The organism is Neorhizobium huautlense (assembly GCF_030811685.1).
GTDB classification, from domain to species: Bacteria; Pseudomonadota; Alphaproteobacteria; order Rhizobiales; family Rhizobiaceae; genus Neorhizobium; species Neorhizobium huautlense_A.
Genome location: NZ_JAUSRF010000008.1, coordinates 1 through 25,124, shown reverse-complemented (window position 1 = coordinate 25,124; position 25,124 = coordinate 1). Strand labels below are relative to the sequence as shown.

At 60.2% G+C, this 25,124-nt stretch carries 27 protein-coding genes; 15 read left to right on the top strand and 12 right to left on the bottom strand.

Annotation, left to right across the window (positions count from 1 at the left end; all coding sequences use genetic code 11):
• Window positions 1-24 precede the first annotated feature (24 nt).
• A complete protein-coding gene (locus tag J2T09_RS13155; RefSeq protein ID WP_306835376.1) occupies window positions 25-1,380 on the bottom strand; it encodes a GGDEF domain-containing response regulator in 1,356 nt (451 codons plus the stop codon).
• Window positions 1,381-1,505: 125 nt separating this feature from the next.
• Entirely contained in the window at window positions 1,506-2,306 is an 801-nt protein-coding gene (locus J2T09_RS13150) for a hypothetical protein (RefSeq protein ID WP_306835374.1), read from the bottom strand.
• A gap of 348 nt (window positions 2,307-2,654) precedes the next feature.
• Between J2T09_RS13150 and J2T09_RS13145 the strand changes: the two genes are divergently transcribed.
• Window positions 2,655-2,819, top strand: coding sequence for a hypothetical protein (locus tag J2T09_RS13145; RefSeq protein ID WP_306835372.1), 165 nt, complete (start codon window positions 2,655-2,657; stop codon window positions 2,817-2,819).
• A gap of 32 nt (window positions 2,820-2,851) precedes the next feature.
• Here the strand turns inward: J2T09_RS13145 and J2T09_RS13140 are convergent, their stop codons facing one another.
• The 4 genes from J2T09_RS13140 to J2T09_RS13125 all read right to left on the bottom strand — a co-directional run bounded on the left by J2T09_RS13140 (window position 2,852) and on the right by J2T09_RS13125 (window position 5,916).
• Window positions 2,852-3,091 carry a hypothetical protein gene (locus tag J2T09_RS13140; RefSeq protein WP_306835370.1) on the bottom strand — a complete coding sequence of 80 codons (240 nt, stop codon included), beginning with the start codon at window positions 3,089-3,091 and terminating at the stop codon, window positions 2,852-2,854.
• Window positions 3,092-3,234: 143 nt separating this feature from the next.
• The gene (locus tag J2T09_RS13135) at window positions 3,235-4,620 is read right to left on the bottom strand and encodes a sensor histidine kinase (protein ID WP_306835368.1); all 1,386 of its coding nucleotides are present in this window, start codon (window positions 4,618-4,620) and stop codon (window positions 3,235-3,237) included.
• 37 nt (window positions 4,621-4,657) lie between these two features.
• The gene (locus J2T09_RS13130) at window positions 4,658-5,335 is read right to left on the bottom strand and encodes a response regulator transcription factor (RefSeq protein ID WP_306835366.1); all 678 of its coding nucleotides are present in this window, start codon (window positions 5,333-5,335) and stop codon (window positions 4,658-4,660) included.
• A gap of 71 nt (window positions 5,336-5,406) precedes the next feature.
• Entirely contained in the window at window positions 5,407-5,916 is a 510-nt protein-coding gene (locus tag J2T09_RS13125) for a DUF1993 domain-containing protein (RefSeq protein ID WP_306835364.1), read from the bottom strand.
• 175 nt (window positions 5,917-6,091) lie between these two features.
• On the opposite strand from J2T09_RS13125, the gene J2T09_RS13120 reads away from it, so the two are divergent.
• From J2T09_RS13120 to J2T09_RS13105, 4 genes are all read left to right on the top strand, one after another.
• Window positions 6,092-7,165 (top strand): ABC transporter substrate-binding protein, encoded by a 1,074-nt coding sequence (locus J2T09_RS13120; RefSeq protein ID WP_306835361.1) that lies wholly within the window; start codon window positions 6,092-6,094, stop codon window positions 7,163-7,165.
• Between the two features lie 209 nt (window positions 7,166-7,374).
• On the top strand, window positions 7,375-8,319 hold the full coding sequence (locus J2T09_RS13115; RefSeq protein ID WP_306835359.1) for a Bug family tripartite tricarboxylate transporter substrate binding protein: 945 nt from the start codon (window positions 7,375-7,377) through the stop codon (window positions 8,317-8,319).
• Window positions 8,316-8,807, top strand: coding sequence for a tripartite tricarboxylate transporter TctB family protein (locus J2T09_RS13110; protein WP_306835357.1), 492 nt, complete (start codon window positions 8,316-8,318; stop codon window positions 8,805-8,807). The genes J2T09_RS13115 and J2T09_RS13110 overlap by 4 nt, the downstream gene beginning before the upstream one ends.
• A 112-nt stretch (window positions 8,808-8,919) precedes the next feature.
• The gene (locus J2T09_RS13105; RefSeq protein ID WP_306835354.1) at window positions 8,920-10,437 is read left to right on the top strand and encodes a tripartite tricarboxylate transporter permease; all 1,518 of its coding nucleotides are present in this window, start codon (window positions 8,920-8,922) and stop codon (window positions 10,435-10,437) included.
• A gap of 80 nt (window positions 10,438-10,517) precedes the next feature.
• Here the strand turns inward: J2T09_RS13105 and J2T09_RS13100 are convergent, their stop codons facing one another.
• On the bottom strand, window positions 10,518-11,162 hold the full coding sequence (locus J2T09_RS13100; RefSeq protein ID WP_306835353.1) for a ChrR family anti-sigma-E factor: 645 nt from the start codon (window positions 11,160-11,162) through the stop codon (window positions 10,518-10,520).
• On the bottom strand, window positions 11,159-11,509 hold the full coding sequence (locus J2T09_RS13095; protein ID WP_306835352.1) for a hypothetical protein: 351 nt from the start codon (window positions 11,507-11,509) through the stop codon (window positions 11,159-11,161). The genes J2T09_RS13100 and J2T09_RS13095 overlap by 4 nt, the downstream gene beginning before the upstream one ends.
• Between J2T09_RS13095 and J2T09_RS13090 the strand changes: the two genes are divergently transcribed.
• From J2T09_RS13090 to J2T09_RS13050, 9 genes are all read left to right on the top strand, one after another.
• Window positions 11,508-12,545 carry a cysteine synthase A gene (locus tag J2T09_RS13090; RefSeq protein ID WP_306835349.1) on the top strand — a complete coding sequence of 346 codons (1,038 nt, stop codon included), beginning with the start codon at window positions 11,508-11,510 and terminating at the stop codon, window positions 12,543-12,545. The genes J2T09_RS13095 and J2T09_RS13090 overlap by 2 nt on opposite strands.
• A gap of 7 nt (window positions 12,546-12,552) precedes the next feature.
• The gene (locus J2T09_RS13085) at window positions 12,553-13,299 is read left to right on the top strand and encodes an alanyl-tRNA editing protein (RefSeq protein WP_306835348.1); all 747 of its coding nucleotides are present in this window, start codon (window positions 12,553-12,555) and stop codon (window positions 13,297-13,299) included.
• 37 nt (window positions 13,300-13,336) lie between these two features.
• A complete protein-coding gene (sseA, locus tag J2T09_RS13080) occupies window positions 13,337-14,755 on the top strand; it encodes a 3-mercaptopyruvate sulfurtransferase (protein ID WP_306835346.1) in 1,419 nt (472 codons plus the stop codon).
• A gap of 76 nt (window positions 14,756-14,831) precedes the next feature.
• A complete protein-coding gene (locus J2T09_RS13075) occupies window positions 14,832-15,299 on the top strand; it encodes a DUF1203 domain-containing protein (protein ID WP_306835343.1) in 468 nt (155 codons plus the stop codon).
• Window positions 15,300-15,408: 109 nt separating this feature from the next.
• The gene (locus J2T09_RS13070; protein ID WP_306835341.1) at window positions 15,409-15,741 is read left to right on the top strand and encodes a PilZ domain-containing protein; all 333 of its coding nucleotides are present in this window, start codon (window positions 15,409-15,411) and stop codon (window positions 15,739-15,741) included.
• Window positions 15,742-15,840: 99 nt separating this feature from the next.
• Window positions 15,841-17,829 carry a bifunctional 2',3'-cyclic-nucleotide 2'-phosphodiesterase/3'-nucleotidase gene (locus J2T09_RS13065; RefSeq protein WP_306835339.1) on the top strand — a complete coding sequence of 663 codons (1,989 nt, stop codon included), beginning with the start codon at window positions 15,841-15,843 and terminating at the stop codon, window positions 17,827-17,829.
• Window positions 17,830-17,977: 148 nt separating this feature from the next.
• Complete coding sequence (locus J2T09_RS13060; RefSeq protein WP_306835337.1) at window positions 17,978-18,814, top strand: PhzF family phenazine biosynthesis protein; 837 nt, start codon at window positions 17,978-17,980, stop codon at window positions 18,812-18,814.
• 36 nt (window positions 18,815-18,850) lie between these two features.
• On the top strand, window positions 18,851-19,423 hold the full coding sequence (locus J2T09_RS13055; RefSeq protein WP_306835630.1) for a DinB family protein: 573 nt from the start codon (window positions 18,851-18,853) through the stop codon (window positions 19,421-19,423).
• On the top strand, window positions 19,416-19,835 hold the full coding sequence (locus J2T09_RS13050; protein WP_306835335.1) for a CopD family protein: 420 nt from the start codon (window positions 19,416-19,418) through the stop codon (window positions 19,833-19,835). Before J2T09_RS13055 ends, J2T09_RS13050 begins: the two co-directional genes overlap by 8 nt.
• Before the next feature lie 19 nt (window positions 19,836-19,854).
• Here the strand turns inward: J2T09_RS13050 and J2T09_RS13045 are convergent, their stop codons facing one another.
• Genes J2T09_RS13045 through J2T09_RS13030 form a run of 4 tightly spaced genes read right to left on the bottom strand, consistent with a single transcriptional unit; the run spans window position 19,855 to window position 23,849 of the window.
• Window positions 19,855-20,712: an ABC transporter ATP-binding protein gene (locus J2T09_RS13045; protein WP_306835333.1), complete on the bottom strand. Its 858-nt coding sequence runs from the start codon at window positions 20,710-20,712 to the stop codon at window positions 19,855-19,857.
• Between the two features lie 12 nt (window positions 20,713-20,724).
• On the bottom strand, window positions 20,725-21,663 hold the full coding sequence (locus J2T09_RS13040) for an ABC transporter permease subunit (RefSeq protein ID WP_306835331.1): 939 nt from the start codon (window positions 21,661-21,663) through the stop codon (window positions 20,725-20,727).
• Window positions 21,664-21,684: 21 nt separating this feature from the next.
• Window positions 21,685-22,860: an FMNH2-dependent alkanesulfonate monooxygenase gene (gene ssuD / locus J2T09_RS13035; RefSeq protein ID WP_306835330.1), complete on the bottom strand. Its 1,176-nt coding sequence runs from the start codon at window positions 22,858-22,860 to the stop codon at window positions 21,685-21,687.
• A gap of 23 nt (window positions 22,861-22,883) precedes the next feature.
• Complete coding sequence (locus J2T09_RS13030) at window positions 22,884-23,849, bottom strand: aliphatic sulfonate ABC transporter substrate-binding protein (RefSeq protein WP_306835328.1); 966 nt, start codon at window positions 23,847-23,849, stop codon at window positions 22,884-22,886.
• A gap of 227 nt (window positions 23,850-24,076) precedes the next feature.
• On the opposite strand from J2T09_RS13030, the gene J2T09_RS13025 reads away from it, so the two are divergent.
• Window positions 24,077-25,000 (top strand): NAD(P)-dependent oxidoreductase, encoded by a 924-nt coding sequence (locus tag J2T09_RS13025; RefSeq protein ID WP_306835326.1) that lies wholly within the window; start codon window positions 24,077-24,079, stop codon window positions 24,998-25,000.
• Window positions 25,001-25,124 lie beyond the last annotated feature (124 nt).

The following is a 25,124-nucleotide window of genomic DNA, read 5'->3' as shown; positions in this document are numbered from 1 at the left end:
TCGCGACGGGAGGTTTTTTATTTGTCAGAAAAGTTCTGCAACGGCCGATGCATTGGCGGCCACCATGGCTTCCGGCAGGGTCAGCGTCGAATAGACACGGTTTCTGCCATTGCTCTTGGCGAGGTACAGCAATTGGTCGGCAGCGTTGAGATTGTTGTCGAAACTTTCGCCCGTCTCGGTCTCGACCACGCCGATGGAGATGGTAACGGCTATCTCGTGCTTGTTGACCTCCATCACCAGTTCCTCGATCTGCTGGCGAATGCGCTCGCAGAAGGAATGCGCCTGGAAGGCATCGGTATTGCGCAGGTAAAGCGCGAATTCCTCGCCGCCCAACCGGGCGGCAAAATGTTTTGCCGGCGCGCAGGTCTCGGCGAGCGTATCAGCCACCATCTTCAGCACCCGGTCGCCTGCCTCGTGGCCATAGGTATCGTTGATCTTCTTGAAGTGATCGATATCCAGAATGGCAACGCTGCTGCAGTGGTCCGACAAACGCGCATCTTCCATCTGCCGCGTCTTTTCGAAGAAACAGCGGCGGTTTGAAAGCCCGGTCAGGTAGTCGCGGTCGGCAAGATAGCGCAGCCGCTGGATCTGTTTGAGCGTCTCGATATTGTTGTCGATACGGCATTGCAGTTCTTCCGGCACGAAAGGCCGGTAGATGAAATCGCAGGCACCGGCCTTGAGAAAACTGGCCGAAAGCCAGCGATCGGTCGAGGACGACACACCAACGATGCGCATCTCTTCCGAAGACCGTGTCTCGCGGATGCGGCGGGTCAGCTCATAGCCATCCATATCGGGCATGTGATAATCGGTAACAACGAGGTCGATCTTTTCTTCGGCCTCGAGGATTTCAAGCGCCTGCTTGCCGGAATGCGCTTCCAGAACACGAAAATTCTGGCGCGCCAGGATTTCCACGAGACCCGAGCGCGCCGATCGCGCATCGTCCACGACAAGGATGGTGAAGGCACTGTTGGACAGGATGCGCGCCACCGTCTCGATGACGGTCTCGATCGTCCGCGGGCCGTCCTTGACGATATAGTCGATGATCTTTTTCTGCGCGTAACGTTCACGCGATTCCGGGTCGAAGATCGCGGTAAAAACGATTGTCGGCACGCTGAAATCGCTCAGCAGCCCCAGGATCTCTCCACGTGGAGAATCCGGCAGGTTCAGCCCCGTCAGAGCCAGCGTGAAGTGTTCGTTTTCCAGACAGACACGTGCAGAGGCCTGACTGTTGCAGCAGACGACCTCAGCTCCGGTTTCTTCCTCCATGCGCTGCCGAAGCAGCATGGTCATGGCCGGAGAATCCTCAATCAGCAGTATGCGATTATATCCGTCTTTTTCTGTCACGGCGCTTGCGCGACGTGCATCTTTTCTCGCTGCCATCAACCCCACCGCAATAACAGACACCCCAGATCTGCTCGTTTGTAGAGGGCAACCTGTTACCAAGCGATTATAGTGGAAGTAAAATTGCGAGCGGAGGCAGCATTTTAGAGCAAAAGCTCATGTTCTTATGGACACCAATTGGTAAAACGACCACCTCGGGGTTGCGCCAAACCTTCTCGCACAAGCTGATCACCAATCGACTTTCCACCACGCATAGCAACTCGCAGCTTGGCACCCGACTGTTCTCGGTCTCCACTGTCGGAAAGAACGAGGTCGAAAGGACCCGCATCGAGAAGTTCACGCAGGCGAACCTTGGCGCGGAAACCACGCTGGCGCTCCGCGTCGCATTTCGCGGATTCGGCCCCCGGCACATCGACATCGGCCAGACGCACCGCCGTCTTGTCGTGCCAGAACACGCCGGACTCAGCGATGCAATTGTTCAGGCCGGACCGACCGCAATAATAGAATTGTCCCTTGAAGCCAGCTCCGACCATCCTGGCACCGCCATCCGGCGCAAGTGCTTTCGCGCCGCTACTCGACGGGATCACCGGCGGCGGCAGCGAGGCCAGCATGGGTTTTGCCATCGGCTGGGGAGCCGTCGTCGGCACCGAGCGCGAAGGAATAGGCGCCGGCGGCACCGGCACATTGCGGGGAGGCGTGGTTGCGGCCGATCTGCTGCCGGGCATGGCAGCGGGCGGAGACGGGCGCGGCGTCGGCTGCGGCTGCGGCCTTGCCGTTTCCTGTCGGGCCGTGCTGGTGGCAGCAGGCTTTGCCGGCGGCAGGTAGCGCGCAAGGTCATCGCGGTGATCATAGGCGATGATGCCGACAACGACGAGAGCAGCGGCCCCGTACCAAGGCGCCATTCCGCCCTTGGCTTTGCTCGATCGACGCGTCTTGCGCCCCCTGCCCGTGGCTGCCTTTGCCATTGCATGCTCCTTCACATCTTTTGCGATGGAGTATCGTTAATAAATCTTTCCGAATGGTTGGCATGGCGGCACCGGACGTGCCGTTTCAGTGCAGATTTTTTTAGGCATCCACAGGCTTGATATACAAGGCATCTCGCGAAATGCGGCGCTCGCAGGCCCGCAAACGTGACACAGACCTCTGGAAATGCGGTTTTCCCCTCTATATGCAGGGGTCTACAGATTCCTGTGCCAGATTTGATCACGTGCGTATGCCGCGAGTTTCGCGGCTGTGTTGAGCCAGTTTTACGCAAGCCCTGAGTTCTAGGGTCTCGTCACCGGAATGAGTCCGGCCCCAACGAGGACAATGATATGTCGAATGAGACGGACCATAACCGCCACGAGCCGAGCGATTCGGCGATTGCACTTTTCCTGCAGGATAGCGATCCTGATCAGCTGACGGATATCCTTGTTGCAGCGCTCGACGAAGCCTTCCGCATCATGGAACAGGATATCCGGACCGAGACCTTCCACTAAGATGTCACGTGCAAGCCGGCGGCACTGCCGGCTTATGCTGCCAGCAGTGCTTTCAGTTTCTCAAAGCGCCTGCGGGCCCGGGCAAGCCGTTTCGCCTCCGCAATCGGCTTGTCGATGAGATCTTCCAGCGATTCCACCAGAAGGCTGGCGGCACCGTTTTCCTCGCTCCCGAATGGTGCGCTTTCAACAATCTGGCAGGCGAGATTGTACATCTGTCTATAGCTGGCGATTTCCGCTGCGATCTCCTGCCAATCGCGCTTCTGTCTGCTCATATCCATCCGCATTTTTGACCATCAAATCGGGACGGAAACGCGCCAACTGACTAAAATGCCCAGTTTTTTCGAAATCGTTAGTCAATCTCGGATTAACCTGTAACCGCTGCGCGAATTAGGATTCACTGAATAATCGCAGGGCCTTAGCTTTTGGCCGGCAACCGGACCCGCACCGTCAGGCCTTCTCCGCCAGGGCCATCGGCAAGCTCCACGCTTCCGCCATGCAGAACGGCAATCTCCTCCACGATCGGCAAACCAAGCCCGCTTCCCGGCCGATCCTGGAAAGCACCTCGCTCGAAACGAGTCAGCGCTTCCTCTCGATGCGTGGCGGGAATGCCCGGACCATTATCCTCGACTTCGAGCACGGCCTCATTTGCGGCCCTGAGCGTGCGCAAGGTCACCACCGCGCCCTCACCCGCATAAAGCACGGCGTTGGAGATCAGGTTCTTCATCAGTTCGGTCAGAAGCAATGGTTCCGCCTTCACCAGCACAGGCGCCTCACCTTCGAAACCGAGATCGATACCGGCCTCGGCCGCCAGCACGACATGATCGGCCGTGGTGGCCCGCGCAAGCGCCGTCAGGTCCACCGCGGCAAACCCGTCCCTGCGGGCACGCGCCGTCGCATCGATTCGCGCCATCAACAGCAATTGCGCGAGCGTCCGCTCGGCATCCGCAACCGCCTCATCCGCCTTCCACGCTGCGCGGCGTGCCTCCTCCAGATCGGTCGCTCGCGTCGCCAGCGCCAACTGGGTACGAATGACGGCAAGAGGCGTGCGCAACTGGTGACTGGCATTGCCGGTGAAATGCCGCAGCGCATCCAGCGCCGATTGCAACCGCACCATGAAGGAATTGACCGTATCGACCAGTTCCTGCACTTCCTTCGGCACCCGGTCGGCGATCGGCGCCAGATCGTCGGGGCTGCGATGCGCAATCGCACCGCCAAGACGGCTCAGCGGCCGCAGCGATACGGTCACCGCGATCCAGACGATCAGCGCCGCACCGACGATCAGGAAGGCCAACCTCAGCGCCGAATGCAGCAGGATGGAATTGGTCAGCTGCCGGCGGGCAATCGTCGTCTCCGCCACCGTCACCATGAACGGCATGGAATTGATGCCGGTCGAGGCCGAGCGCGCCAGCGTCGCTACCCGGATCGGTTCGCCACGAAAGGTGGAATCGAAAAACGCCGTCGGCTGCCCTTCGTAGCGCGCCAGAAACGGCAGGTTCTTGTAGCCCGTAATGAAGGTGCCCGGCGGCCCGTCGACGCGATAGAATACCCGGTCCTGTGCCGCCGACGTGAGCATTTCCAGCGCCACATAGGGAATATCGACTTCCAGCTTGCCGTCTTCCGAAACGACCACCCTTTCCGCAATGGCAAGTGCAGAACCGGCAAGAACCCGGTCCGAAACATCGTCGGCCGTCTCGCGCGCTTCTCGCCACGTATCGGACAGCGCAAGCGCACCCAGTACACCGGCCGAGGCCAGCAGCCACGCCAGCAGGCGCCGTCGGATGGAAAACAATCCCCGCCTCATGCGGTCACGATATTTCTGGAAAAGCGGACACCAAAAGTCACCGGCCCGCCGCCGCGCCTTCGAGATAATAGCCGATGCCGCGTGCGCTCTTCACCGTCAGGCCGTGCGGCTGCAAGCGGCGGCGCAGGCGACTGACATATTGCTCGATGGCATTGGCCGACAGATCCTCATCGAACCCGGTCATGGAGCCGATGATCGCTTCCTTGGAGACGACCTTGCCGGCCCGCATGAACAGCAGTTCCAGCAGGCCAAGTTCGCGGGCGGGAATATCGAGCGGCCGACCTTCGCTGGAAAAACTGCGAGAGGTGAGATCGAAGGTGACGCCGCCATACCCGATCTGCGAGGACCGCATGCCCGCCTGCCGGCGCAGCAACACACGAATACGGGCTTCCAGCTCTGAAATATCGAAAGGTTTGGTGAGGTAGTCGTCAGCGCCGAGATCGAGACCCTTCACACGCTCTTCCGGCGCACCACGGGCGGTGAGGATTATAACCGCCGCGCGGTTCTGGCGCGAACGCATGGCGCGCAGCACGTCCAGCCCGTCCATTTCCGGCAGGTTGAGGTCGAGAATGACGAGGTCGAAATTCTGCGCGGCGGCCACGGCTTCGGCGGATGCGCCGTCATGCACGACATCCACCACATAACCGCTGCCACGCAGGATCGTTGCCAACCCATCGGCCAGCGCGCCATTGTCCTCCACCAGCAAGATACGCACCGGCGACACCTCCCTCTTCGCAAGGCCGAGAATAGCGGCAATGCGACGAATTGTCACCGGTGCTCAGCAGGTTATGAACGGGGACCGAGATAATCCATCTTGCCGACCGGAACGCCCTTGTGGCGCAAGATGGCGTAGGCCGTCGTCACGTGGAAATAGAAATTCGGAATGGCGAAACCGAGCACGTAATCGCGCGCCGTAAAGGTCATCGAACCGCTGCCGGTCTTCAGCACGACTTCGGCCTCGTCCTTGCCCTCCATGGCCGAAGCCTCGACCGCCTTCAGAATTTCGACCGTCCTGTCGATACGCGCATGCAGGTCGGCAAATGTCACTTCCTCATCGACCATCGGCACGTTGTCGATACCGGCAACACGCACGGCCACGAACTTTGCCGTATCGCTGGCACGCTGGATCTGCGCGGTCAGTGGCGCCATGTCGTCGATCAGACGTGCTTCCAGCAGTTCCTTATGGTCGAGGCCGTTTTGATCTGCAAAGGTCTCACCTTTCTTCAGAATGGCGGAGAGGTTCTCGAAAGCGCGAATGAAGGCGGGGAGCGTAATATCATAAAGCGAAAGCGACATGGGACAGGTCCTGAGAGTGGCCGGCGGCGGAATGCCGATGGCGGAAAGACCGAGCACAGGTAGGCACACGGATTTTCGCAAACAAGTTACGAAAAAATTGTTTTTCCCAGCAGTTGTGTTTGCGCAAGCTGCACCCATGCTTGTCGTTTGTCGGGCAGTCGGGCATGTTCTGAAGATGAAGGCTTTTACGCTCCCGCTGTTTTTCACGCTCCTCTGTCCCATCGCCGCGTCGGCGACGGAGGAAACGTTCTTCCCTGCCCTTTCCGGCCACACGGATGCGCGCGAGCTGAAAGTCTATTCCTCGCTCGACCGGCCGCTCGCAACACCGATGATCGCCGGTTTCCAGAAGGCCAACCCGGATATCGCCATCCGCTACGAGGAAATGCTGACCGGCGAGATCTACGACCGTATCGTTCACGAAACCGATGCCGGGCAGAAAACCGCCGATTTCGCCTTTTCCTCGGCCATGGACCTGCAGGTCAAGCTCGCCAATGACGGTTACGCTCAGGTCAGCGAAATGCCGATGAGCGAACGCTGGCCGGAATGGGCCAATTGGCGCGACACGGTCTATGCACTGACTTTCGAACCGGCCGTCTTCGTTTATCACAAACCGAGTTTTGAAAAGTCACCGCCGCCCTCCACCCGCGCCGAACTCGTGGATTATCTGGAAAGCCAGGGTGATGCCGTGCACGGCCGTATCGGCACCTATGATATCGAGCGGTCCGGCGTCGGTTTCCTGTTCATGTCGCGCGATCAGGAACAGTTCGGCGATATCTGGTCGGTCGTCAGGGCCATGGGAGCCGCCGGCGTAAAACTTTATTCCACCAGCGAGGCCATTCTCGAACGCGTCGCCGACGGCCGATTCGTGCTGGGATATAATATTGTCGGCTCCTACGCCTCGAACTGGGCAACCCGGCATCCGCATATCGGCATTCTCCTGCCCAAGGATTATACCGTCGTGATGTCACGCATCGGCCTCGTGCCGCAGGCGGCGGCGTCTCCCGATCTCGGCCGAAAATATCTGGAATTCTTCATGTCGAAGGAAGGCCAGACGATCCTCGCCGTCGACGTGCAGATCCCGGCCGTCAGCCCGGATGTCGCCGGCGCCAATACCGGCACGGCACTGCAGAAGATACTTGGCGGGCAACTAAAACCCGTCCCAGTCAGTCTCGGCCTCATGGTTTACCTTGATCAGGTGAAGCGTGCTCGCCTGATTTCGCACTGGAACGACGTTCTGCGACGCCAATAAACACTATTTCCACTTGCCAAACGCCAAGCACAGGCGAAGTGTCAGTTAGATGTCAGCTTCATATGTTGGCTTAACAAATGATCGGTGGACGCGTGGAGGCGGAAACCGGTGGATATGGGAGAGAGACTTTTAAGCTGGGCGAACCCGGCACCGCTCCTCCTGTCTCCAGCAAAGACACCGCGCCTGAAGGCGCCTTTGGAGGAAGACACTTGAAACACTTTTTGATCGCCTCGTTCATGGCTGGTGCAATGGCACTGCCGGCCTATGCTGCCGATTACACCATCGTGGCACCGGCAGCTCCGGGCGGCGGCTGGGACCAGACGGCCCGCTCGCTGCAGGCCGACCTGCAGAAGGAAAAGATTTCCGGCAAGGTTCAGGTCGTCAACGTACCGGGCGCCGGTGGCACGATCGGCCTCGCCCAGTTCGCCAGCCAGCAGAAGGGCAACCCGAACTCGCTGCTCGTCGGCGGTTACGTCATGGTCGGCGCCATCCTCACCAACAAGGCTCCGGTCACGCTCGACGCCATCACCCCGATCGCACGCCTGACCGGTGAATACGAAGCCGTCGTCGTTCCGGCCGCTTCGGAAATCCAGAATATCGGCCAGCTGATCGAAAAGCTGAAGGCCGATCCGGGTTCGGTTTCCTGGGCTGGCGGTTCGGCCGGCGGCACCGACCATATCGGTGCAGGCCTGATCGCCAAGGCAGCCGGCGTCGATCCGACCAAGATCAACTACATCGCCTATTCGGGCGGCGGCGAGGCCCTCGCAGCCATCCTCGGCAATCAGGTTACTGCCGGCATTTCGTCCTACGGCGAATTCGAACCGCAGGTTAAGGCCGGGACGCTGCGTCTTCTCGCCGTCTCGAGCGCCGAGCGCATCGAAGGCGCCGACGCCCCGACGCTGAAGGAATCCGGTCTCGACGTCGTTCTCGAAAACTGGCGCATGGTTGCTGCTGCTCCCGGCATCACCGAAGAGCAGAAGGCCGCTATCACCGCCGATGTCGAAAAGCTGGTAAAATCCGCCACCTGGCAGGAAACGCTGAAGACCAAGAAGTGGCAGGACACGTTCCTCGCCGGCAAGGCGTTCGAAGACCAGCTCGCCAAGGACATTGCCGCGACCGAAACCATTCTCAAGGACATCGGACTGGTTAAATGACCACTGGTAATCACAACCACAAACACGCGCGCCGCCCTGATTGGGCGGCGCTTGCCGTGGCTCCCGTTCTTGCCGCCATCGCGGCCGTCATCTTCTTCGATGTGAACAGACTGGAAAGCGGCGGCGGTTATTCCGGCATAGGTCCGGCAACCGTTCCCGAAGTCATCGCCTTCTGTCTTGTCGCCCTGGCGATCTGGACGGTCGTTGCGGCTTTCCGTGGCGATTTCCCCGAACGCGAACACCAGGAAATCTCGCCGATCGCCTGGATCGTCGGTGGCCTTGCCGCCCAGATGATGCTGCTCACCACCGCAGGTTTTTCCATCGCGACGGGCATCCTGTTCGCCATGACCGCCGCCGGTTTCGGCAAGCGCAAGGTCTGGTTTTCCATCCCCGCAGGCATCGCGCTTGCCTTCGTCGTCTGGATCGCCTTCGCGCAGCTTCTGCAGCTGTCGCTGCCGGCCGGCCCGCTCGAACGACTGTTCTTCTAAGGCGTGATGCATCCCGCATCAGCAGTCACGCCTTAGGCCTTTGTTTTCTCGCATGTCGTGACTGCAAACCGCTCGTCCGGTTTGTCTGGCATGCTCTAGGAAGTAAGCCTCGATGAATACCTTCGATTTCCTCTTGCAGGGCTTGTCCATCGCCGCACAGCCGATGAACCTGTTCTATGCGCTGATCGGCGTCACGCTCGGCACGCTGGTCGGCGTCCTGCCCGGCATCGGCCCGGCGCTCACCGTGGCGCTGCTCCTGCCCGTCACCTACCAGCTTGATCCGGCCGGTTCGCTGATCATGTTTGCCGGCATCTATTACGGCGGCATGTATGGCGGCTCGACCACCTCGATCCTTCTGAATACGCCCGGCGAAAGCGCCTCGATCGTCACCGCGCTCGAGGGTAACAAGATGGCCCGCGCCGGCCGTGGCGGTCCCGCTCTGGCAACGGCTGCGATCGGCTCCTTCGTCGCCGGCCTCATCGCCACCGTGGCGCTCGCCTTCATTGCTCCCTTCGTCGTCAAATTCGCGCTCGCCTTTGGCCCCCGTGAATATTTTGCGCTGATGGTTCTCGCCTTCGTCACCGTGTCGGCCGCCTTCGGCGATTCGACCCTGCGTGGCCTCACCTCGCTGTTCATCGGTCTCGCGCTCGCCATCATCGGTATCGACCAGCTGACCGGCCAGACGCGCATGAGCTTCGGCATTCCCGACCTGCTCGACGGTATCGAAGTGACGACGCTTGCCGTTGCCATGTTCGCCATCGGCGAGACGCTCTACGTTGCCGCACAGGGCAGCCGTGCGCCTGAAAAGGTCGAGGCGGTCAAGGGCTCGCTTTGGATGAACAAGCAGGACTGGGCCCGTTCGTGGAAACCCTGGCTGCGCGGCACGGCGATCGGCTTTCCGATCGGTGCCATGCCGGCCGGCGGCGCCGACGTTTCGAGCTTCCTCTCCTATTCGGCGGAAAAGCAGTTTTCCAAGCACCCGGAAGAGTTCGGCAAGGGCGCCATCGAAGGTGTCGCCGGCCCGGAAGCCGCGAACAACGCTTCTGCTGCCGGTACGCTCGTTCCGCTTCTGACGCTCGGCCTGCCGACGACGGCGACCGCTGCGATCATGCTCGCCGGCTTCCAGCAGTTCGGCCTGCAGCCGGGCCCCCTCCTGTTCGCCACCAATCCGCAGCTCGTCTGGGGCCTGATCGCCTCGCTGCTGATCGCCAACCTCATGCTGCTGGTTCTCAACCTGCCGCTGATCGGCCTGTGGGTGCGTCTGCTGACAATCCCGAAGCCCTGGCTTTACGCAGGCATCCTGATGTTCGCGACGCTTGGCACGATCGGCGCCAATCCGTCGGTGTTCGAGCTCGGCATGCTGCTCGCCTTCGGTGTCCTCGGCTACATCATGCGTGTCATGGGTTATCCGATCGCGCCTGTGGTCGTCGGCCTCATCCTTGGCCCGATGGCGGAACAGCAGCTGCGCCGTGCGCTGTCGATCAGCCAGGGCGATCCGACCGTGCTGGTCAGCTCGCCGATCGCCGCCACGCTTCTGGTGCTGGCCGTGATCGCGCTCGTCGTGCCGCTGATCATGCGTGCCCGCGGCCGTGGCGAAGTCCTGTCGCAGGTCGCCGGCGCTGAAGACTAATCAGACAAAGCCTCCCAAGGCAAAAAACACCCCGCCCGGTTCGCCGGTGGGGTGTTTTCTTTTGGAGGAAAGATAAGGGCTCAAAGCCCCAAAATGTCGCCGAGCAGACCCATCTTGGAGCCGGAGAGGACAATCGGCGCAAACAGGACCGACAGGCAGAGACACGGTTTCCCCATGCCCGCCACCGGGCGATGATCGAGATCCTCATCCGCCACCGACACATCACCACGCCCGAACGAGCCGCGATGATCGTGAAAATCACCGTCCAGCACCAGCGTCAGCTCCAGCCCCTCATGGGTATGGTTCGGCAGCGCCCTGCCCGGACGCGCCCATAATAGGCTCATTTCCGAGCCGTCATCCTTGTCGTGTTCGATCATGTGCTGTTTCAGACCCGGCAGCTTGGTCTTCCACGGCACCTCGTCCAGATCGTAACCGAGATGCGCATGGAGCGCCCTCGGCAGAACGGACTGTTTTTCGCGCGACTGCACCAGACGCAGATGCGGCGGTGTGGAGCGCATGATGGAGTCGATCTGGCGTTCACCGTTGACCAGCGCCCGTGTCCTCGTCGCCTCAAGCGTCTGACCCGCAAGCGCCTCCAGCGTTCTCGCCATCATCGCGGAAGACGGTTTCATTTCGATATGGGACGCGATCAGCACACGCGCGGGTTCGGGCAGATCGCCCGCTACATATTCGGAGATAAGCGCGTCGAGCATGGCGACCGTCATGCTGCCACCTCGACAACTGTTTCGGCTCCAAGCACGCAGGCACTCAAGCCTTTAACCGCACAAATTTTCCAACACTGCCAGGCGAATGCCTGCATCACTTCGCAACCTTCCTGTGTCCCTGCCTCTGCAACAGGGGAAATTTCCCCTAATGTGGGGATATTTGCGGCAAGCCGCCAGTCCTGAAAATTAGGGGGTGAATAAGAAATTAAGCCTGTCCCGTTTCCAGAAACAGAATTTCTTGCGTCTTCGCCATTGTCCGTAGACAAGACGGTTACTAGGTCGTGTACTCTCGCCTTCGCCTGTAGAAACACGGCACGCCCATTAGTCGAAAGAAAAGGCATTTCCATGACCCCGCATTCCTCGGTGCTCAGCGTAATCGGCAACACTCCCCTGATTCGTCTGAAAGGCGCCTCGGATGCCACGGGCTGCGAAATCCTCGGCAAGGCGGAATTTCTCAATCCGGGACAGTCGGTCAAGGATCGCGCCGCGCTCTACATCATTCGCGATGCGGAAAAGCGCGGCCTCCTGCGTCCGGGCGGTGTCATCGTCGAAGGCACGGCCGGCAATACCGGCATCGGCCTGACGCTGGTGGCCAAGGCACTCGGTTACCGCACGGTCATCGTCATTCCCGAAACCCAGAGCCAGGAAAAGAAGGACGCCCTGAAACTCATGGGTGCCGAACTGGTGGAAGTGCCGGCGGTTCCGTACAAGAACCCCAACAATTACGTCAAAGTCTCCGGCCGCCTTGCCGAACAGCTGGCCAAGACAGAGCCGAACGGCGCCATCTGGGCCAACCAGTTCGACAATGTCGCCAATCGCCAGTCGCATGTCGAAACCACAGCCCAGGAAATCTGGCAGCAGACCGGCGGCAAGATCGACGGGTTTATCTGCTCGGTCGGTTCCGGCGGCACGCTGGCGGGCACGGCCGAAGGTCTTCGCGCCCACAATCCATCGATCAAGATCGGCCTTGCCGATCCGGATGGTGCAGCCCTTTATGATTATTACGCCAATGGCGAACTGAAATCCGAAGGCAGTTCGATCACCGAAGGCATCGGCCAGGGCCGCATCACCGCCAATCTCGAAGGTTTTACGCCCGATTTCAGCTACAAGATCAGCGATGCGGAAGCCCTGCCTTATGTCTTCGACATGGTCGAAAACGAGGGCCTTTGCCTTGGTGGCTCCACTGCCATCAACATCGCCGGTGCGGTTCACCTCGCCCGCGATCTCGGCCCCGAGCATACGATCGTCACGATCCTGTGCGATTACGGCAATCGGTATCAGTCAAAGATGTTCAACCCGGAATTCCTGAAGTCCAAGGGACTGCCGGTGCCTCAGTGGATCGCCAAGGCCAGCAAGATCGCCGCTCCCTTCGAAGCCGTTTGAGATCCAGATGACCACGAAACTCCTGTTCCGCGACGATTTCTATCTCTCGACCGCCGAGGGCACGGTCACCGTTCTGCATGAGGACGGCGCCATCGAACTCGACCAGACCTGCTTTTACGCGACCTCCGGTGGCCAGCCGGGCGATATCGGCTTTTTCGAGCGTGCCGATGGGTCTCGCATCGAGATCGCCACCACAAAAAATGGCGCCACCAAGGACATCATTCTGCATGTTCCGGCCGAGGGCCAGCCGTCGCCGCTGGTGGGCGAAAAGCTGACCATCCACATCGACTGGCCGCGCCGCTACAAGCTGATGCGCATGCACACTGCCTGCCACATCCTGTCGGTCGTCTGCCCTTACCCGGTCACCGGTGCCGCCGTCGGCGAGGATGAATCGCGCATCGATTTCGACATGAGCGAAATCCCTGATCCGCTCGACAAGACGACAGCGACCGAACGGATGATGGCGATCATCAATCAAAATCACCCGGTCTATCTGCAATGGATCACCGACGAAGAACTGGCCGCCAATCCGGATCTGGTCAAATCCAAGAACGTGCGTCCACCGGTCGGGCTCGGGCGTGTCAGCCTCGTCTGCATCGGTGAAAATTCCAGCATCGACAGCCAACCCTGCGGCGGCACGCATGTGTCGGAAACGCAGGAAGTCGGACCCGTCTACATTTCCAAGATCGAAAAGAAGGGCAAGGAGAACCGCCGGTTCCGTATCCGCTTCGGCACGCCTGAAGAAACAGCCTGACCGGTACTCTGAGATTGCCATACAAAGGGAGACTGCCATGAGCGGAGCAAAAAGCCGTTTCGTCGTATCCGCTGACTGGGTTGAAAAGCAGCTCGGCACAAAGGGTTTTCGCGTTATCGACGCCGCCTGGTATCTGCCTGCGCATAATCGCAATGGTGCTGCCGAATATGCGAGTGGCCACATTCCCGGCGCCGTCTTTTTCGATCAGGACGTGATCGCCGACCACACGACCGGCCTGCCGCACAGCCTGCCCTCGCCGGAATATTTCGCCGAGGAGATCGGCAAGCTCGGCATTTCCCAACACGACACGATCGTTGTGCATGATGGTCCCGGTTTCTTTTCCGCGCCGCGCGTGTGGTGGATGCTGCGCACGATGGGTGCCGAAAACGTCTATGTTCTTGATGGCGGCCTCGACGGTTGGAAGGCGGAAAACCGCCCACTCGAAACCGAACTGCCGGAACCGGTGCCGACAACCTTCACCCCACATTTCCGTGGCAGCCGCGTTACCGGCTTTTCGGAAATGCGCGCCGTCGTCGATACCGGCGTGCGGCAGGTGGTCGACGCCCGTGGTGCCGGCCGCTTTACCGGCGACGAGGCCGAACCGCGTGCCGGTATGCGCTCCGGCCATATGCCCGGCGCCCGCAGCCTGCCCGCCACCAGCCTTTCCGCCAATGGCCGTTTCCACGATCTCGCGACGCTGAAGCGCATGATGGACGACGCCGGTATTGATCTTTCGCAGCCGGTCGTCACAAGTTGCGGTTCGGGCGTCACCGCCGCAGTCGTCACGCTGGCGCTGGAATCGCTCGGCCATACCGACAATTCTCTCTATGACGGCTCTTGGTCGGAATGGGGATCCAAGAGTGACACCGCCATTGTCACCGGTCCGGCCGAACCGATCGAGCGCAAGGAGCAGCAGCCGCTGAAGGCGCATATCACCCGCCTGGAAATGACGGCTGCGCCAAAAAACAGCCTGCCGATCCCCGCCAACATCCAGACGGCACTGATGAGCGTGCAGGACATGCCGCTCAGCTATTACCGTTATCTCTACCGGCAGGTGGGAAAACGCTGGCACTGGTATGAACGTCTGCGCATGAGCGATGCGGAACTGTCGGACATTCTCCACAGCCCGAAGGTCAGCGTCACCGTTCTTTACGTCAACGGCGCACCGGCCGGCTTTTTCGAACTGAACAAGCTGAACGACGATCTCGTCGAACTTTCCTATTTCGGCCTGTTCGAGCGCGCCATCGGCATGGGCATCGGCAAATGGTTCCTGCTGCAGGCGCTTTACGCCGCATGGCAGGACAATCCGAAAAAGGTCACCGTCAACACCAACACGCTCGACCATCCGCGTGCCCTGCAGCTTTACCAGATGATGGGTTTTTCGCCGGTCGGCACCAGCGAAGCCTGGGTTCCGCCGATGTCGGATGCCGAACTGCTGATGGCGCTTGATCGCTAAGACATGTGACGCAAGAAACGGGTGGCGGCTAATCGCCATCCGTTTCATCTCTCCCGAAACCGAACGGGAGACCGACATGACCATCACCTTCACCGCCATGCCGACTGATTATGCCGAAAACCTCCGTAACGGCGGCACCGACGCCTATGGCAATCCGCCTGAAACAGCCACCTCTGACGGCCCCGGCCATCCCTGCCGCCATTGCCTGAAAAACATCGACGCCGGCGAAGCGTTTCTGATCCTCGCCCACCGCCCCTTCCCGTCGCTGCAGCCCTATGCCGAAACCGGGCCGATCTTCCTGCATGCCAAAAGCTGCGAACGATACGAAGCGACGGAAGTATTGCCGCCGATGCTGCAAAGCCCGGAATATATCGTGCGCGGTTACGGTGCGGATGATCGTATCGTTTATGGCAGTGGCGCTGTCACACCCACCACCGAAATTACTGACCGTGCGAAAATGCTTCTGGCGCGAGAAGATATCGCCTATCTGCATGTGCGTTCTGCCCGCAACAACTGCTATCAGTGCCGTATAGATCGGGATTAATTGGGCTTTTCTCGAATTACATTCGGATTGCTATAATTTTACAGATGCAATGAAATGTAATTCAACAGCTTATCTCTATACCTCCCATTACAAGATGGAGAGATACAGCATGGCTGTCATTGGTATGAAGACCCGCAGCGCGCAGCGCCGCAAAACCCGCATTTACGGGACCGTAAAATATTACAATCAGGCCGCCAAGGGCCGCATCGTCGATCTGTCGGATACCGGTCTGGCGCTCGATCTCGGCAGCCCTTTCCACGCCGCCACCGGCAGCGCCGTCAAGATCGAGACCGAAGAACTCGGCATTCTCGAGGGCACCGTAAAATGGTCGCATCGTGGTCGTCTCGGAATCCATTTCCGCCCGAACTCGAACGCGTCTGCGCAGGTTCAGTCCTATTTCCGTTTCTTCCATCAGGAAATCCGTCCGGTCCTGACGCGCTGAACGGCGGCATTCGAACTTATCCAACCCTCTGTCATTTTACTGATGCAACCCCATGCAATTGCGCTTAGGTTGCCTCGATAAGCACCAGGGGAGATTTTTATGTCGCAATTGTCCGGTCTTCATCCCATCAGCCGCCGCGCCCTCATCGGCGGCTTTGCCGCTTCTTCGGCCCTCGTGGTCCTGCATCCATTCGCCGCCCGCGCCGCCAACAATCAGGCGCATCTGCGCATCATGGAAACCACGGATATCCACGTCCACGTCTTCCCTTATGACTATTACGCCGACAAGCCGAACGACACGCTGGGCCTTGCCCGCACCGCCTCGCTGATCGACGGCATCCGCGCCGAGGCCGGCAATTCCATGCTGATCGACAATGGCGACTTTCTGCAAGGCAACCCGCTCGGTGATTACGTCGCCTATGAGCGCGGCATGAAGGAAGGTGACAAGCACCCGGTCATCTCCGCCATGAACGTGCTCGGTTATGATGTCGGCACGATGGGCAATCACGAGTTCAACTATGGCCTCGATTTTCTGAACAAGGTTCTGGCCGGTGCCGGTTTCCCCTTCGTCTGTGCCAACCTCACCAAGGGCATGCTGGCCTCCGATCCGAAAAAGGATGAACTGATGTTCAAGCCTTACGTGATCATCGAAAAGCAGATCCGAGACGGTTCGGGCGCCACCTCGCCGATCAAGGTCGGCTTCATCGGTTTCGTGCCGCCGCAGATCATGACCTGGGATGCGAAAAACCTGGAAGGCAAGGCGCAGACCCGCGATATCGTTGATGCCGCCAAGGCCTGGGTTCCTGTCATGAAGGAAGAAGGCGCCGATATCGTCATCGCGCTCTCCCATTCCGGCATCGATGGCTCCGGTCAGAGCGAGCGCATGGAAAACGCCTCGCTGTATCTTGCCGGTGTCGAGGGCATCGATGCGATCTTCACCGGTCACCAGCATCTGGTTTTCCCCGGCCCGAAGGATTTTGACGGCATAACCGGTGCAGATGCCAAGAAGGGCACACTGATGGGCAAGCCCGCCGTCATGGCCGGTTTCTGGGGTTCGCATATGGGTCTGATCGACCTGCTGCTGGAAAAAGACGGCAATAGCTGGAAGATCATCTCCTCCACCTCCGAAGCCCGGCCGATCTATCACCGCGACGATAACCGCAAGATCGTGGCCGATGTGAAGGACAAGTCCGAGGTTCTGGCCGCAGCCCAGACCGATCACGATGCCACACTTGCCTATGTCCGCCGCGCCGTTGGCAAGACGTCCGCGCCGCTCTATTCCTATTTCGCGCTGGTGGCCGACGATCCGTCCGTGCAGATCGTCTCCAATGCACAGACCTGGTACATCAAGCAGATGCTGAAGGACGGCGAATACAAGGATCTGCCGGTTCTCTCAGCCGCCGCTCCCTTCAAGGCCGGCGGCCGAGGTGGCCCGGACTATTTCACCGATGTCGCGGCCGGCGATATTGCCATCAAGAACGTCGCCGATCTCTATCTCTACCCGAACACCGTACAGGCAGTTCTCATCACCGGCGCGCAGGTAAAGAACTGGCTGGAAATGTCGGCCGGCATGTTCAATCAGGTTAAAGCCGGCTCCAAGGATGCCGTCCTAATCAATACCGGGTTCCCGTCCTATAATTACGACGTGATCGATGGTGTCACCTACCAGATCGACCTCAGCCAACCGGTGCGTTTCGACAAGGACGGCAAGCTGATCAATCAGGATGCCAACCGCATCGTCGATCTGGCATTCGATGGAAAGCCGATCGATCCGGCACAGAAATTCGTGGTCGTCACCAACAATTATCGCGCCGGCGGCGGTGGCAAATTCCCGGAGATCGCCGGCGACAAGGTCATCTTCGTTGCCCCCGATACCAACCGCGACGTCATCGTCCGCTACATCGTCGATCAGGGCACGATCAACCCGTCGGCCGATGCCAACTGGTCGTTCAAGCCGCTCGCCGATACGACTGCCGTGTTCGAAAGCGGTCCGAAGGGTCGCCAGTATGCGGCAACGGTCAAGGGCGCAAAGATCGAGGATGCCGGAGACGGCGAAAACGGATTTGCCAAATTCCGTCTGGTGCTTTGATACCCTCCGGCATCATCAACTCCGACGTCATCCTCCGGCTTGTCCCGAGGATCCAATCACGTCAATAATCACAGGCAGTTGCAGATCCTCGGGACAAGCCCGAGGATGACGGCCGCACCGTTTATCCGAAACAACTCCCGTGATCCCCATGCCCACATTTTCCTTCCAGCAGGTCGACGTCTTTTCCGCGCAAGCCATGCGCGGCAACCCTTTGGCCGTCGTCATCGGCGCCGATGGGCTTTCCGATGCCGACATGCAGGCCTTCGCCAATTGGACAAACCTGTCCGAGACCACCTTCCTGCTTCGACCAACGACACCGGAAGCGCATTACCGCGTCCGCATTTTCACGCCGACACAAGAACTGCCCTTTGCCGGCCATCCGACGCTCGGCAGCGCCCATGTGTGGCTCAGCCAGGCAGAAAACGCTCCCGAAGGTGAAGTCGTGCAGGAATGCGGCGCCGGCCTCGTGCGCATCCGCCGTGATGGTGACCGATTGGCCTTCGCCGCCCCGCCGCTTGTTCGCTCCGGCCCGGTCGATCCGGCAATCGTCGAGCGCATCGCGCGCGGCCTCAATCTGCCGGATGCGATGATCAGGGACAGCAACTGGGTGGAAAACGGCCCAGACTGGATCGGCGTTCTCCTGCCCTCGCGCACCGACGTATTGGCAGCCAAGGCAGACTATTCCATCCTCGCCGGCACACGCGTCGGCCTCGTCGGCCCTTTCGATCCCGATCTGGATGGCACCGACGCCCAGTTCGAAGTGCGCGCCTTCACCCGCAACGGCTACGAGGACCCGGTCACCGGCAGCCTCAATGCGGGCTTGGCCCAATGGCTGATCGGCTTCGGTGTCGCGCCGGACCATTACATCGCCGCACAGGGCACGGCTCTCGGCCGCGCCGGTCGTGTCCATGTCGATAAGGTGGGTGACGATATCTGGGTGGGCGGCAATGTGACCACCTGCATATCCGGCACACTGACGTTATAGTCCTTGGCAAAGGCTAAGCGTTGGAGGGGGAGTTGGATGGACATACGGCGCTATTTTATCGCCCAGGCCTATAATAATGCCTGGGCCAATCACCGGCTACTGAAAGCCTGTGGGCAATTGTCTGCACAAGAGCTGGCCGCCGAGCGTCAAAACTTTTTTCCGTCGATCATCCACACGCTCAACCACATCCTCACCGTCGACTGGCTCTATATCAGCGCGCTCGAAGGCGATTGCATCGGAGCGACCGCCTTCGAACCGGAAATCCCTTTTCCGGCCTTTGCCGATCTCGACCGCGAGCAACGCGCCGCCGACCACCGCCTGATCGACCACTGTCGATGCCTCGGTGAAGACGGCTTCGCAACGGAGGTGCGGATTCCGCGCGCTACGCATATTCAAGTGGAAACAGCCGACCGCACCCTGCTGCATCTCTTCCAGCACCAGATCCACCATCGCGGTCAGGTGCATGCCATGTTATCGGGAACACGGATTCGCCCGCCGCAGCTGGATGAGTTTTTTACCGCCGATCCGGCAGAACAGGCGCTTAGGCGTCAGGATTTTGCCGAACTCGGCTTTACCGAGGCCCTTATCTGGGAAACCGACCATGCCTGATCTTTATCTCTGTCTCAGGGCCCTGCACCTGATCTCCGACTTCGTGCTGATTGCCGGCATGCTGGTGAACGCATTTGCCATCGGCATGGTGCCGCCGGCCATCCGCACCGGCGTCATCGAGGTGCTGCGCAAATACGACCGTATCGTCAACACCACGGCGCTGGCCGGCGTCTGGATCTTTGGCCTGTGGCTGGCCTTCGCTTATACCGGTTTTGCCGGCAATGGCTGGCTGCACGCGAAACTGCTGTTCGTGGTGCTTTTGTCGGCATTGCACGGCATGCAGCAGGGCTGGATGCGCCGCATGGCCAAAGACCCCAAGCTCGATCCGCCGGCCTTCGTGCGTGCCGGCATGCCGATCATTCTCGTATCGACGGTGATCATCGTGGCCCTAGCGGTTCTCAAGCCGTTCTGACCAACGAGTCCGGCTATCCTCAGCTTTCGCCGAGGACAGCCGCCAGAAGCCGGCCCTCCAGCAAGGCCAACTCCGGATCTCCATGGTGGCGCGGATGCGGTTGCGGCACCGCAAGATCCAGCGTCACCTGCCCCTCGTCCAGCACGATCACGCGGTCGGCCAGATGCACGGCTTCCGTTACGTCATGCGTGACCAGCACGGCGGTAAAACCCAGTTCCCGCCAGACCCTTGTCAGCAATTGCTGCATGCTGATGCGCGTCAATGCATCGAGTGCGCCAAGCGGCTCGTCCAGCGCCAGCAGCCCCGGTCTACTCACGAGCGCGCGTGCCAAAGCCACCCGCTGCCGCTGTCCGCCCGATAGTTTTGCCGGCCATTCCTTAGCCTTTTCGGAAAGCTGCACCTCTTCCAGCACGAGTTCTGCCTCACGCCGTGCAAACGCTTTCGGCACCCCATCGCCCAGACCAACGGCAACATTGTCCGCCACAGAAAACCACGGCAGAAGACGCGGCTCCTGAAACACGATACGCGCATCCGGCGCGACGCGATCACCACCATCGTCGATGAAATCGATCTCGCCACCGGTCGGCTCATCCAGCCCGACCAGCAGCCGCAGAAGCGTGCTCTTGCCGCAACCGCTTTTGCCGACGATGGCCACGAACTGCCCGGCCGGCACATCGAGATCGATGCCGCGCAGCACACGATTGTCACCGAATGCCTTTTCGACACCGCGCAGGCGAAGTCCGGCCGGCGCCTTTGGCAACACCGGCGGCTCGGCAATCGGCCGCACCTCGGTGCCGTCGGGAAAATAGGCTCTTTCCTGAAGCTCGAACGCGTCCCACACCATGGCGGTCGGGTGCAGATAGGAACTGACTGGCATGATTATCTCTCCTCAGGCCTGGTAGGCCGCGTTCCAGGACAGCGCCCACCGCTCCAGCGCACGGGCAATGACATCGGCGAGCTTGCCGAGCACGGCATAGATGACCAGCGCCAGCACCACGACCTCGGTCATCATGAATTCGCGGGCGGTATTGGCCATATAGCCAATGCCGGAATTTGCGGCGATCGATTCGGACACGATCAGCGTCAACCACATGATGCCGAGCGCATAGCGAAGCCCGACAAAGATCGACGGCAGCGCGCCCGGAAAGATCACCTTGCGGAACAGCGACCAGCTGCTCATGCCGTAGATTTTTCCCATCTCCACCAGATCGCGATCGACATTTTTCACACCGTGATAGGTGTTGAGATAGATCGGAAACAGCACGCCGAGCGAGGTGAGAAACAGCTTTGCCTCCTCGCCGATGCCGAACCACAGGATGACCAGCGGGATCATCGCCAGATGCGGAATGGTGCGCAGCATCTGCAAGGTGGTATCGGTCAACTGTTCCGACAGTTTTGAAACGCCATTGGCGATGCCGAGCAGAAAGCCGATCGAGCCGCCGATCAACAACCCGCTCAGCGCCCGCGCGCCGCTGACCGCAACGTCGCGTCCCAACTCGCCGGACAACAGCCGCTCCCAGAAGGCAGCCACCACCGCCACCGGCGATGGCATGATGCGGTCGGAGATCAGGCCGGTCGACGACAGGACCTGCCAGACAAGCACCAGCCCCACCGGCACCAGATAAGGCAGCCATGTCCCGCGCGAGATGGTGCGCAGGCCAGCCGGTTTCCCGGCTGTTGCCTGCACACTGTCCGCCGCGCCCTTGGGAGGGTTTTGGGAAGCCTGCGTCCTGTCTTCGGTCAGCGTGCCCTCGGTCAAAGTTCTGGGTGTGCCACTGGTCGCCCGCCGCAGCTTTCGACCTTCGGAAAACGTATCGATCGTCGTCATCGGCCAAGCCTCCATCGGTTATCAGGATGCCGCAACGGCACGCACGGTCGCGTGCCCGCCGCCGCCAAAGATCGGTTTCGCCGTAGCAAATTCGTTGCCGAAGCCTGCCCGCTGTTCTTCGCGCACGATGCCGAGTTCCGGGAACAGCAGTTCCGCCACGCGATAGGCTTCTTCCAGATGCGGATAACCGGAGCCGATCACCGTCTCGATGCCAAGCTCCTGATATTCGCGAAGCCTCGCCGCCACCGTTTTCGGTGAACCGACGAGCGCCGTACCGGCACCTGAACGCACCAGCCCGATACCGGCCCAGAGGTTCGGCGAGACTTCCAGCTTGTCGCGACGACCGTTGTGCAGGGCCGCCATGCGGCGCTGCCCGACCGAGTCGGATTCAGTTGCAAAATGCGCCTGAGCCTTGGCGATCGTCTCATCGGAGAGTTTCGAGATCAGCTTGTCGGCCGCCTCCCATGCCTCCTCGTCGGTTTCCCGCACGATGAAATGCAGGCGTATGCCGAAGGAGACCTCCCTGCCCTGCTTTTCAGCCGCCGCCCGCACCGCCTTGATCTTCTGTTCCACCTGCTCCGGCGGCTCGCCCCAGGTCAGATACTTGTCGGCGCGACCAGCAAAAAACTCGATACCGGCATCCGACGATCCACCAAAATACAGCGGCGGACGCGGCTGCTGGATGGTCGGGAAACCGAGTTTTGCGCCCTTCGCCTTGATGTGCTTGCCATCGAGATCGGCATGACCGGTGGTGACGAGATCCTCGAAAACCTGAAAGAATTCTTCGGCATGGGCATAACGCTCGTCATGCTCCAGAAAAATGCCGTCGCCGGCAAGTTCCGAAGGATTGCCGCCCACCACGATATTGAGCAGCAGCCGCCCGTTCGTCACCCGGTCGAGTGCTGCCGCCAGCCGCGCGTAATAAGCGGGCGACGCCGTTCCGGGGCGGATCGCCACCAGAAACTTCAGCTTTTCCGTAAACGGTGCCAGCGAGGCGGCGGTCACGAATGACTCTTCGCAGGAGACGCCGGTGGGCAAAAGCACGCCGGAATAACCGAGCCGGTCCACCGTCTGCGCCAGTTCACGCAGATAGCGGTTTTCCGGCGGCCGGTTCAGTTCGGAACCACCGAGATAGGTGCCGTCGCCACCCGTCGGGATGAACCACAGAAAGTCGATCGGTTTTGCTGGATTGCTCATGGTCGTTCTCCTGTCTGCACGGTTCAGCTGGCTTTCGGACGCCAGACGATGCTGGCGATATCGAGTTTGCGGGGAATGATCTTGAGATCGTAAAATTCGTCGGCCAGTGCCTGCTGGTATTCGATCGCCGTTTCAGGCAGCGTCGAGACAGCCCCAAGATCGGCGCCACGGCGTGACAGCACCACCTTGGTCACATTTTCCGGCACGCCGGTAATCGAGGCGATCGCCTTCACCGTCTCATCGAAATTGCTCTGCGCGGCAGTACCGACCTTCTTCAGCTCGTCGATGATCTCGACGATCAATTCGCCATTTTCGGCGACGAAATCGCCATTGCCGAGAAAATAGCTCCAGCTGTCGACCACGCCTTCCGCTGTCGTCAGCACCCGTGTGTTCGGGTCGGCCTCCGCAATCGCCGTGTAGGGATCCCAGATCGACCAGGCGTCGATCGAACCGTTCTTGAAGGCTGCGGCCGCATCCGGCGGCGCAAGGTCGAGCGAGGTGACATCCGCCAAGGACAGGCCCGCCTTGCGCAACTGCTTGACGGTGACGTTATGGGCACTCGATCCGCGCTTGAAGGCGAGTTTCTTGCCCTTCAGATCCGCCACCGACTGGATCGGGCTATCCTTGTGGACGAGAATGGCCGAACCCTGCCCGCTGCCGCGATAGGTGCCGACATAAAGCAGGTTGCCGCGCGCCGCCTGCGCAAACAGCGGCGGCACATCGCCGGTAGGGCCAAAGTCCAGCGCACCAGCCCCGAGTGCTTCCAGAAGCGGCGGGCCGGAGGTGAATTCCGACCACGTCACCTTGATGCCGCGATCGGCAAAACGTTTTTCCAACGCGCCCTGGCTTTTCGCCAGTGCCAGCACGCCGTTCTTCTGCCAGCCGATGCGCAATTCCTTCGCGGCCGCCTTCGCCTTGCCCGCGATCGGAAGAACCGTCGAAACCGCTGCCGCACCGATCAGCCCGAGTGTCTGCCTTCGTGTAACCATGGAACCCATCCCCTGTTCGACCCCGCGGCAACAATCACCGTCGGCGGCTCATCCATGGTCAAAGGCTCCCATACTCTATCGAATTGGTCGACATTCGCGCATTTCAAAAAACACCCCATTTGCGAGTTTTCATTTCTCAATTCCGGCCCTGTCGGAATGCGAAACTCCTAATCTCGCCAATCACACCGCTTCTCGGAAAATGATTTTTCGCATCAGCACGCTTCCCGATGCTCCCGGTTTGTTCTAAGCCTTGGAGCATCGCATCATTGGAGGTTGGCATGGCGAAAGTGGCATTCATCGGTCTTGGGGTCATGGGGTTCCCGATGGCGGGACATCTTAAGCAAAAAGGCGGTCACGACGTCACCGTCTATAACCGCACCGCCGCCAAGGCCGAAGACTGGGCCAAAAAGTTTGGCGGCAAGACCGGAGCCACACCGGCGGAAGCGGCAAAGGATGCCGATTTCGTTTTCACCTGCGTCGGCAATGACGACGACCTGCGCTCGGTCACGCTCGGCGAAACCGGCGTGCTTTCCGGCATGAAACCCGGCGCCATCCTGATCGACAACACCACGGCCAGCGCCGATGTTGCACGCGAACTCGCCGCAGCCGCCACTGAGAAAAATATCGGCTTTATCGACGCCCCGGTTTCCGGCGGACAGGCCGGTGCGGAAAACGGCGTGCTGACGGTCATGTGCGGCGGCGATGAGGCAACGTTCAACAAGGCCAAACCGGTCATCGACGCCTTTGCCCGCATGGTCGGCCTGATGGGCCCGGTCGGCTCCGGCCAATTGACCAAGATGATGAACCAGATCTGCATCGCCGGCATTGTTCAGGGACTGGCGGAATCCATTCATTTCGGAAAACGGGCCGGTCTCGATATCGAAAAGGTGGTCGAGGTCATTTCCAAGGGCGCCGCCGGCTCCTGGCAGATGGAAGCGCGCCACAAGACGATGAACGAAGGCAAATACGATTTTGGTTTTGCCGTCGACTGGATGCGCAAGGATCTCGGTATCGTGCTGGAAGAGGCCCGCAACAACGGCGCAAAACTGCCGCTCACGGCGCTGGTCGACCAGTTTTATGGCGACGTGCAGGACATGGGCGGCAATCGCTGGGATACGTCGTCGCTGCTGGCGCGACTGGAACGGAAATGAACGAAAACAGAAAGGGCCGCGCGATGCGGCCCTCAGACTGCTGACAAACCCCTGGCTGGTCCAGGGGTTTTGTGATTCACTGGGTCATGTTGAAGAAACCTGCTCCCGAACAGACGGCTCTCGA